The 9,612-nt window shown below is 57.1% G+C and carries 10 protein-coding genes; 2 read left to right on the top strand and 8 right to left on the bottom strand.

The window, feature by feature from the left end:
- Positions 1 to 738: TetR/AcrR family transcriptional regulator (locus I554_RS0125110; protein ID WP_152527645.1), on the top strand; the 738-nt coding region annotated here is incomplete at its 5' end.
- Between the two features lie 441 nt (positions 739 to 1,179).
- Here I554_RS0125110 and I554_RS0125105 read toward each other — a convergent pair.
- Entirely contained in the window at positions 1,180 to 2,220 is a 1,041-nt protein-coding gene (locus I554_RS0125105; RefSeq protein ID WP_244432859.1) for an iron-containing alcohol dehydrogenase, read from the bottom strand.
- Between I554_RS0125105 and I554_RS0125100 the strand changes: the two genes are divergently transcribed.
- Positions 2,219 to 2,608: a hypothetical protein gene (locus I554_RS0125100; RefSeq protein WP_024576242.1), complete on the top strand. Its 390-nt coding sequence runs from the start codon at positions 2,219 to 2,221 to the stop codon at positions 2,606 to 2,608. The genes I554_RS0125105 and I554_RS0125100 overlap by 2 nt on opposite strands.
- Positions 2,609 to 2,683: 75 nt before the next feature.
- Here I554_RS0125100 and I554_RS27445 read toward each other — a convergent pair whose 3' ends face one another.
- The 7 genes from I554_RS27445 to I554_RS0125060 form a co-directional block, all read right to left on the bottom strand.
- The gene (locus I554_RS27445) at positions 2,684 to 2,824 is read right to left on the bottom strand and encodes a hypothetical protein (RefSeq protein WP_155848259.1); all 141 of its coding nucleotides are present in this window, start codon (positions 2,822 to 2,824) and stop codon (positions 2,684 to 2,686) included.
- A gap of 131 nt (positions 2,825 to 2,955) precedes the next feature.
- Positions 2,956 to 4,155, bottom strand: a complete 1,200-nt coding sequence (locus I554_RS0125085; protein ID WP_024576241.1) for an ABC transporter substrate-binding protein — start codon at positions 4,153 to 4,155, stop codon at positions 2,956 to 2,958.
- 53 nt (positions 4,156 to 4,208) lie between these two features.
- Entirely contained in the window at positions 4,209 to 5,189 is a 981-nt protein-coding gene (locus tag I554_RS0125080) for a zinc-dependent alcohol dehydrogenase family protein (protein WP_244432860.1), read from the bottom strand.
- Positions 5,190 to 5,212: 23 nt separating this feature from the next.
- Entirely contained in the window at positions 5,213 to 6,190 is a 978-nt protein-coding gene (locus I554_RS0125075; protein ID WP_024576239.1) for a polysaccharide deacetylase family protein, read from the bottom strand.
- A 66-nt stretch (positions 6,191 to 6,256) separates the two neighbouring features.
- A complete protein-coding gene (locus tag I554_RS0125070) occupies positions 6,257 to 6,709 on the bottom strand; it encodes a carbon monoxide dehydrogenase subunit G (protein ID WP_024576238.1) in 453 nt (150 codons plus the stop codon).
- Positions 6,706 to 9,129: a xanthine dehydrogenase family protein molybdopterin-binding subunit gene (locus tag I554_RS0125065; protein WP_024576237.1), complete on the bottom strand. Its 2,424-nt coding sequence runs from the start codon at positions 9,127 to 9,129 to the stop codon at positions 6,706 to 6,708. The genes I554_RS0125070 and I554_RS0125065 overlap by 4 nt, the downstream gene beginning before the upstream one ends.
- Positions 9,126 to 9,611: a (2Fe-2S)-binding protein gene (locus I554_RS0125060; protein ID WP_024576236.1), complete on the bottom strand. Its 486-nt coding sequence runs from the start codon at positions 9,609 to 9,611 to the stop codon at positions 9,126 to 9,128. The genes I554_RS0125065 and I554_RS0125060 overlap by 4 nt, the downstream gene beginning before the upstream one ends.
- Between the last annotated feature and the right edge of the window lies 1 nt (position 9,612).

The following is a 9,612-nucleotide window of genomic DNA, read 5'->3' as shown; positions in this document are numbered from 1 at the left end:
TCATCTGAAGTTACTATTATTATCGAACGGGTGTTAGATTTTTATTATCGAACGATCGTTAGAAAATCAAGCACTGAGAAGAAGAGGTCCTCCATGGCATCGACGACACTGGCCAAGGCCAAAAAAGCCAAATCGAGCAACAAGATGCCAGGTGAAAAGCAGAAGCTGACAAAGGGCGAGCAGGCGCGGGAGCGAATAATTTCTGTCGCCGAGGCGCTCTTTAACAAGCAGGGATTCGACGGAGCGTCGATGCGCGACATCGCGGCCGCCGCCGAAATGCAGCCCGCTTCGATGTACTATCATTTCGACTCAAAGGAGGAATTGCTCTGGGCCGTCTGGGAGAAAGGCGGAGTGGAACTGCTCAGCCGCGTGAACGATGCCATCGCGCTGAAAACCGATCCATGGCAGCGGATGGAAACAGCGTGCATTGCGCATATTACCGGTCTGCTCGACTGGCGGCGCGCAAATCAGGTCCTGTTCGTAATGCCTCCCTGGCACTATCCGGAAAGCATAAAGGCTAGGGTCATTTCCCTGCGCGATGAATACGAAAAGATCTTCACGGATCTGATCGAGGAACTCCCGCTGCGTCCCAAGGTCGATAAACGCTATCTCCGCCTTACGTTGATCGGGGCCCTCTCCTGGTCGTTATTCTGGTACAAGAAGGATCGCGACACGCCGGCATCGATCGCAAGGCAGATTCTCGTCATGCTCCGAACCGGCGTTGATAAACCGAGCTAAATCTGATGCGCCCTATTTCACCAAGCGACCGCGATGAAATCAAATTAGCCGTCCAGCATCGACACGGTTCTCGCCGAAGGCGCACACACCAATGTCGCTTCTAACATCGAGGATGTTCTCGATCGTATAGCGCTTGTCCCACAGTCGGTTTTCTTGGAGCGCAATTTCTCGCCTCTTCCCGCGCTGAAAGGATGGCGTTCGAGTAGATAGCAAACACCGTCAAACGTTGCTCGACAAGCTCTGCTGGCAACGGATCATTCGTTTCAAATGGACAGGGCAAGCGATATATCCAGCGTTCCATTTGTTATTGAGAGCTGCTCCAGGACGCATTCCATAACGGCTCATTATGCGAAGTGAGCTAACGCTGCTTTACATCTCTGGACTGATAAGCTTTCCGCTATTTCCTTTTCAGTGTGATTCCGTAGTCCCTGCCTGACTCCTTCACGCCGCCAGCTTCAAGATTTCTACGATATCGTGCGGCCCTTTGATTGGACGCGGATTTGAACGTGTGAACACCGACAACATCGCGTTCTCGCCAATGAGATTGAATTTGTCTTCGCTGACGCCGACGTCCGCCAGCCGCCCGGGCAGACCAAGTCGCCGGATGAAAGCCGCAAATGCCTCACTCGCGCTACTTTCCGGCGAGCGAAATGCTTCCGCCAGCTTTTTCTGTGCATTGACGGTGGCAGGCTCATTATACCGCAGTACGCTAGGCATCATCACCGCTGTACAGAGGTAATGCGGAACTTCGCACGTTCCGCCGAGCACATGCCCGATGGCGTGGCTTGCACCCATCAGCACACGTGACTGAAGTCCGAAAGCTGACATCCACGATCCGAACTGGCAAAGCTGTCTGGCCTCGAGATCGTCTGGATTATCCTTGCTCTTAAGTAAGCCGTCATAGAGATAGCGCAATCCGCCAAGGCACGCGCTTTCCACCAGCGGGTTGCCATTGACCGAACAAACCGCCTCGATGCCGTGATCCATTGAACGTGTTCCAGAGCCGAGCCACAATCGCTCTGGCGTATGTCGCGTCAATTCGGGGTCGAGAATGATCGAGCGAGGCATCATGAGGGGATGATGGAAGATCTGCTTTAGTTTACGCCGTGTATCGGTCACGAGCGTGCCAGCGTTATACTCGCCTCCCGAAAGTGTGCTCGGAACGGCGATCATTCGAACCTTGGGATTGCGAAAAGGTCCCGGACGTGGCCCCTGTGGGGTTGAAACAACTTCAAAACCATCGAGGCCCGATTCTTCAGTAATCTGGTGCTCGATGCACATCAGAATGATCTTCGCAGCATCAACCACGGAGCCGCCGCCCACCGCGACCACAAGGTCAGCCTTGAGGTCAAGCGCCCGCGCGGCTCCAGCAACAGCGGAGGTCCGCGTGGTGTGCTGAGGGACTTCATCGAAAGTCCCGGCGTAGCGGTCGCCCAGTTCATTGCGGATCTTCTCGATCTCGTCGGTGGTGGTGTTCGTCATGGATGCCAAACGTGAGCAGTCCTTGACCATGGACGAATTCATTTCGGATTACCTCTCGGACGAAGCGCGGAAAGCGCTGGGTTCGACCTGCCCTGCAGCAGCCCTAGCTGGCGAGGTGGTGCGACAGTCCGAGGCCGTTAAGCAGGTATTTGCGGATGGCCTCGATCGCATGATTGTTTCAGTCGCCAACCGATTGCCCGACACACCTGACACGCGAAGCGAGGCGGTGGATTTGGTTTGCCGTATGCTTGGCGCACTGGTGCTCGCCCGAGCGATGCCGATATCAAGCGGTTTGGGCGACGAGCTTCTGACAACAGCGATGGCACGCTGCAAGCAAAGCGCCGCAGCTTTCAATCACCATGCGGCTCAACCCAGAAGCGAGGACTAAACGTCTTTCGTGCCTTGTCACCGTGGGGACAGATGATCTCGTGCATATTTCCCAGCCCAAGGTACGTAGCAACAGCTAGTCATTCGGAAATTTGGCGAAGTGAATCAAAGCTTGCCAGCCTTCTTTCTGGGCCATGGCGGTGAAACAGTCATTTACGCGTTGGCGGTGGTCGCCCTTGCCTTCATGATCTGCCCCAGCCTGCGTCTTGCGATCCATTCTGCGGTCTTCCAGTCTTGCGATGGCGGCTCTTGCCCGCGATCCCCGAATTCGTATCGACGCGTGGCGTGAGACCAAGCATGAAAAGACCGCGTTCGACGCGGAATGCTGACACTAGGCTCTGATCTCTCTCACTTCTTCACAAGGGGGCATCGCGAAAGTGAAAGCGGCTGGAAAGCCTGATCTCCGGGGATAGTCTCCAGAAGCTTGTAATTATCCCACTTCCCCTTCGAATCGGACGGCGACTTGACCTCGAAGAGATACATGTCGTGGATCATTCTGCCATCCTCGCGAATGTATCCGTTCTTGGCGAACATGTGGTTTATGCGTACCCGTTTCATCTCCACCATCACGGCGTCTGAATTAGTCGCTCCCGCTTTCTTCACTGCGTTCAGATAGGTCAAGACTGACGAATAAATTGAAGCTTGCGCCGACGTCGGCTTGCGCCCGATCTTGGCTTCGAAGCGCTTCGAGAACGCGCGCGTTTCGTCGTTCATATCCCAGTAAAAAGCTTCAGTGACGAGCAGTCCTTGGGACGTTTGCAGGCTCAGGCTCTCGATGTCGGTGATGAACGCGAGCAGGGCCACAAGCTTCTGATTTTTGGTGATGCCGAACTCAGCCGCCTGCTTGATCGCGTTGATCGTGTCGCCACCGGCATTTGCCAGGCCGATGACCTTCGCTTTCGATGCCTGCGCTTGCAAGAGAAAGGACGAAAAGTCCGCCGTATTCAGCGGATGACGCACACGCCCGACGATTTTGCCTCCGCCATCAATCACAACGGCCGATGCGTCCTTTTCCAGATCGCTGCCGAAGGCGTAGTCGGCAGTCAGGAAGAACCAGGTATTGTAGCCTTGCTTAAGAGCGGCGAGCGCTGTGCCATGAGAAAGGGCGCAAGTATCGTAGTTGTAATGCACGGTATAAGGACTGCATGCCTCATTCGTGAGAGTGACTGCGCCCGGACCGCTGAGCATAATGATTTTCTTTCGCGATCTGGCGACTTCGTTCGCGGCGAGGGCGGTCGCCGAGGCGGCGACATCGACAAGCGCTTCTACCCCTTGATTATCGAACCATTCGCGCGCGGTGGCCCCCGCGATATCCGCCTTGTTCAAATGATCGGCAGAGAGCAGTTCAACCTTGCGCCCGAGGACTTCGCCGCCAAAATCGTCAATGGCCATTTGCGCGGCCTTGACGCTGCCGTCTCCCGTGATGTCCGCGTAAAGGCCGGACATGTCGAGAATGGCCCCAATCTTGAGAGGAGCCGGATCTTGAGCGAGGACGGCGCTTGATGCAACCATCGCAACCGCCGTAACAAAGGTCCGTATCTTTAGCATAACCTGTTCTCCTGAATAATTGACTGTAAGGCAAGCGCATCGCGCGCGTTAAATTAAATAGACCCGTTCGGCGCTACGAGAATTTTTCCAGCGTGCCGCGACCGCTGGGCGTGGGCGATCGCGCGTCCGATATTCTCGATCGGATACACCTGCTCGATCGGAATCTTGAAATCGAACCGATCGAGATCCTCGATGATCTCCTTGTAGAGCGACCGGATGCGGTCTTCCGAAAGGACGTCCAGATGACGGCCGAGAATGAAGCCCCTCATGTGAATGTTTCGGTATACGAGTTCGGAGGGAGCAATCGTAATGGCATCTCCGGACATTGACCCGTAGATACAAAGAGTGGCTCCGGGCGAAAGGCAGCTCGCCAATCTGGCGGTTGCGCTTCCTGCAACCGCATCGATGCCGAGGCGAAGATCAGCGCCTCGAAGGACGTCATGCACCTGCGCAACCAGATTACCGTTGTCGATAAGGCAGACATCGGCTCCCAGCTTGTACAGCGTCGGGAATGCGTCTTCCGAGCGGACAACGTTGATGGTGCGAATCCCGCGGCTGCGCGCCAACTTGATGGCGAGTTGACCGACCGATGAATTCGCGGCGTTCTGGATAACCCAGTCCCCTTCCTTCAGTTCAACAAAGTCCTCGAGAAGTAGCCGTGCGGTAGGTGGGTTGATCCGCAACATAGCAGCCTGACAAGGATCAATTCCGGCGGGAAGCACGACGACACGATTGGATTTGACCCGGCGTTTCTGGGCCCAGTTCTCGCGGTCCAGGTTGATCACAAGGTCGCCGACTTTTACAGAGCTTACGAATGATCCGACGGCGGTGATCCTGCCGACGCATTCCGCACCGGGGGTTGCTGGCAATGGAGGCTTGAGTCGATAGCGTCCCCGACAGAAAGAGATATCGGCGGGATTGATGGGAAAGGCGAGGACATGAAGAACGACCTCGTCGCCGTCGGGGACTCCCACATCCTCGACTTCCACACACTCAACCACTTCCTCAGGTTCGCCATAGGCGTTGACCACCACTTTCTTCAATGTCTGCTCTCGCTCTAATACGCCTTCGGAACGTAGGCTCCGCCGACTTCGTCGCAGATGCCTTTGAATACCTTAGTCATGACCTCAGGCCGAGAGAGGCCGGTCATCGGGGAAATCCTCTCGATTTCGTCGATTGCCGCCGGCGGGCATTCGTCTAGTCTTAACTTTCGAACTTCCGCCCACTTCTGGATATGATTGAGAAACCTAGCCGTAATCAAAGGCACTGGCCTCTGGTTTACGGGATCAGATATCGCCTGATCCAACCCGACGAACTCGACACCCCCCATCGCGAAACCATCGAGGATCCGATCAATGCACTCGGCAGCAAGGGGAGTTGCGTGAACAAGCCAGATGTAGATAGGGTCGTGGCCGAACATCGCTCTGGCCGCAGCAGACTGAATTCTGAGTTGTTGCCAGGCAGTTTTCGAAAAGACTTTTCGAATGTGCTGAAGCGCGGCGACATCATGAGCCAAGCTTGCACGATAATGCGCTGGCAGGAATTCCGTGTCGTAAAACCAAACGCTGATGGGAGCCGTTCGATAGTCGGCTCTGGTCAAATAAGAAGAAACCTCATCAAATTTCGCCTGGGTATTACCCCAGTTGTCCATCGCATAGCGAAAGAACCGAGTCGGAGATTGGCGCGACCATCGATCAATAATGCTTTCGGTCTTCTCGATGTCTCGAATGTAATGATCCGCTTCTGTCCAATTCAAGTTGGCATGATAGTGCGTGTGGTTCGAGATGTAGTGACCTCGTTCGACCCACGCATCAAACACCTTGAGCAGATCATTATCGCTGTCGGCCGGAGCAGTACCGGAAAAGGCGTAGACACCATGGACCGCGTGTCTTGAGAACGCCCCGGTGAGAGCCTTGCTGACCGAATACGGAGAATGCCCGGGGGCCCAAGGTATTCCCTTCCATAGGAGCAAGTCGTCCACCGTTATCGCAAGTCGTATCTTGCCTGCAGGAGAGAACGGCGCAATTGGCTCCATGGTATCTGCTTCCTACCAGTGTAAAATCCTCGTCGACGCAATCGATGCGAGGCAAAAATCCAACGACTATTCCGCGGCTTCCTTCGAGCAAACGTCCTGAAGCGTGTCGAAAAAGCTGTCGATGTTGCGCTCCACGATGCTCCGGAACAGTCGTTCGCCGAGCGATGCCAGCTTGCCTCCGATATTGACATCCGCCTCGTAGCTGAGGCGACTGCCGCCGTCGCTCGACTGAACCCGGACCAGCGCGCGGCCTTTCGCGAAGCCAGCCACGCCACCCGACCCCTCGCCCGTCAAACGACAGGCCGACGGCATCTCGCTTTCGTCAATGGAAACCTGTCCGGAAAATCTCGCCTTCACGGGCCCGATCTTCGCGACCATGGTCGCGCGATAGGTTTGTCCGTCGGCGCGTTCGAGATCTTCGCATCCTGGAATACATGCCTTCAGCGTGGCGGGATCAAGAGCCAGACGCCAGACCACGGCGGGATCCACCGCAATGATACGCTCTCCCTGTACGATCATCCCTGCTCTCCTACACGCCGCGCACGAAGCGCGTGCAGGAACGAAGGCGTCACGGGCAGTTCATCGACGTAGAGGCCTTCATCGCTGAATGCGTCGTCGATCGCGGATGCGATCGCCGGCATCGCAGCAAGTCGCCCTCCCTCGCCGCATCCCTTCATCCCAAATTCCGTATAAGGCGACGGCGTTTCAACATGGTCGACGATGATGTCGGGAATCTCTTCCGACGTCGGAATCGCATAGTCCGCCAGCGAGCCGCTCAAGAACTGTCCGTTGCTGTCGTAGACTAGTTTCTCGTAGAGGGCGGTGCCGATCCCCTGCGCAATGCCACCCCGAATCTGACCGTCGATCAGTTTCGGGTTGAGCACCGTCCCGGCGTCATGCACGGCGACATAGCGCAGAAATTTGATCTTGTTGGTGGCCTCATCGACTTCCACCACGACGACATGGCAGGCGTGACCGACGATGGGGTAGAATATCCCGAGATCGGAGCGGTCAGGCTTCGGCAGCGTCGTCAGCGGATGATCGTAAGTGTACTGCGCGACCAGACCGCTGTGGTAACGCTCATCGCTTGGGAATGACAGGCGGAAACTATGCGCGGCACGCGCAATCTCAGCGAAGGTCTTTGCTTTCGATGGTTCGGATCGCCGATAGACGCGCTCGTCGTAAATCTCGAGCTCCGCCTCGGCCACTTCAAGCATATGTGCCGCGAACAGCTTGAGCCGCGATTGCAACTCCCGGCACGCTCCCGCGATGGCGCCGGCAAGCATGACGGTATACCGGCTGCCGACCGGCCCTTTCGACATCAATCCGTGTTCGGTTGATCCATAGTTGACGGAAATTCTTGACGGATCGACGGAGAGATTCTCGGCGACGAGTTGCACCGCCGAAGTCTCGGGGCTATTGCCCCAATGAGGCGCATACAGCGTGACCACGACCGCGCCGTCACCCATCATCTTGATCTGCACGCTCTCTGGGCTCGACGTCTGCGGAAACACCGGATCCTTGTCGAGGAACCACAGCTCGGTAACGCTGAGAACGCTTCGCTCGTTGACGGTAGCGAGGCCAATCCCGATCCGCTTGCCTTGTTGCCGCGCGATCCCCTTCATCGAGCGCCAATGATCGAGCTCGGCCAGCGTGAGCGCACGGCCAAGCACGCGCTGGTAGTCTCCGCTGTCGTAGATATTTCCGTTCGGGATGCGATAGGGAAACTTGTCCTTGGGAATGAAGTTACGCTGGCGCAACGCGACCGGGTCGGTTTTGAGCTCGCGTGCGGCGGCGTCCACCAGCCGCTCAATGACGAAGTTTCCGACTTCACCGCCAAATCCGCGGTATGGCGCCTGGTTGGTCTTGTTCGTCAGAACGCATGTCAGGTCATATTCCAGCGCCTCAATGGTGTACGGCCCCGTCGCCTGTGCCAGTGCGTTGCCATGCGAACCGGTGTTCATCAGGAAATATGCGCCGTAGTCGTCAATGACCTTCAGCCGGAGGCCGGTGAAGCGGCCGTCTTTGTCAATCGCGAGTGCCGCGTCATAGATGCGATCGGAGGCATGCTGGTTGCCGTTGGCCAGATGCTCCGCACGATCTTCGGTATACTTGACCGGCCGGCGCGTGACGCGCGCGAGCACGGCTGCGATTATGGGCACATGATAAAGCGTGGATTTCCCGCCGAAGCTGCCACCGACGTCACGCATATGGAAGTTGAGCTGATGGGGTTCGACATGCAGCGAGGCCGAAAGGCGCATACCCAGAACGCCCTGCTGCGACATATTCGAATAAATCGTGAACTTGATCTCGGCGGGATCGAAATCAACCACGGCCGAGCAGGTCTCGATTGGCTGCGGCGACACGCGCGGCCAGCGAAAACGCCGCCGAACGACATGCGCGGCCTCGGAGAAAGCCTGATCAACCGGGCCCCATTTATAATGACTGCGGTGGACGACGTTGGTGCCGCGGTCGGGATGGAGGAGAGAGTCTCCCGTCGCCGTTATCGCCGCTTCCGGGTCCACTACGGCCGGCAGGGGGTCGTATTCGACATCAACCAGCGCAACCGCGTCTTCGGCGATGTAGCGACTCTCGGCCGCGACGATCACGACCGGCTCGCCGACATGCCTGACCTTTTCAACCGCCACACAGTGCTGCACCACGGGCGGCGAGGAAAGTGTCGGCATCGGACCGATAAGTTCGGCGACCTCACGGCCGGTCAACACCGCGAATACCCCCGGCAAAGCGCGGGCGCGGCTGGTGTCGATCGACTTGATGCGGGCGTGAGCGTGGGGCGATCCGAGAGTCGCGGCATGCGCCATTCGGGGCAAAGATACGTCGTCCGTAAATCGCCCGCGTCCCATCAAAAGGCGGCTGTCCTCACGCCTCTGAACGCTACGCCCGACCCAGCGTGCGTTTCGCGCTTTTGGATCGCTCATCGCTGCTCCTCCGCCTGGCGCTGCGCTGCCTTGAAAATCGCATTTACAATCGTCTCATATCCGGTGCAGCGACACAGGTTGCCGGAAATAGCCTCACGGATATTCTCGCGATCCGGTGAACCGTCAGTACGCAGATATTCGCTCGCAGTCATCAACATGCCGGGCGTACAGAATCCACATTGCAAGCCGTGAGCTTCGTGGAACGCCTCCTGGACAACGGAAAGAGAACTGCTTTCCGTTGCAAGACCTTCGACCGTTTCGATCGTGGCGCCGTCGGCCTGCGCCGCAAACATCAGGCAGGAACGCGCCGTCCGCCCATCCACCAGAACGGTGCATGCGCCGCAGACACCGTGTTCACATCCGACGTGCGTGCCGGTCAGCCCAAGTTCCTGACGGATGAAGTCAGACAACAGGATGCGCGGCTCGACCGTCCGTGACACGGGCTCCCCGTTGACGATGAGTTGGATCGGAATGCCTGCCAAT

The sequence above is a fragment of the Afipia sp. OHSU_II-C1 genome (genome assembly GCF_000497575.1).
Classification (GTDB): domain Bacteria; phylum Pseudomonadota; class Alphaproteobacteria; order Rhizobiales; family Xanthobacteraceae; genus Afipia.
The sequence above is the reverse complement of the archived record's forward strand: the minus strand, read 5'-3'. Positions and strand labels throughout refer to the sequence as shown.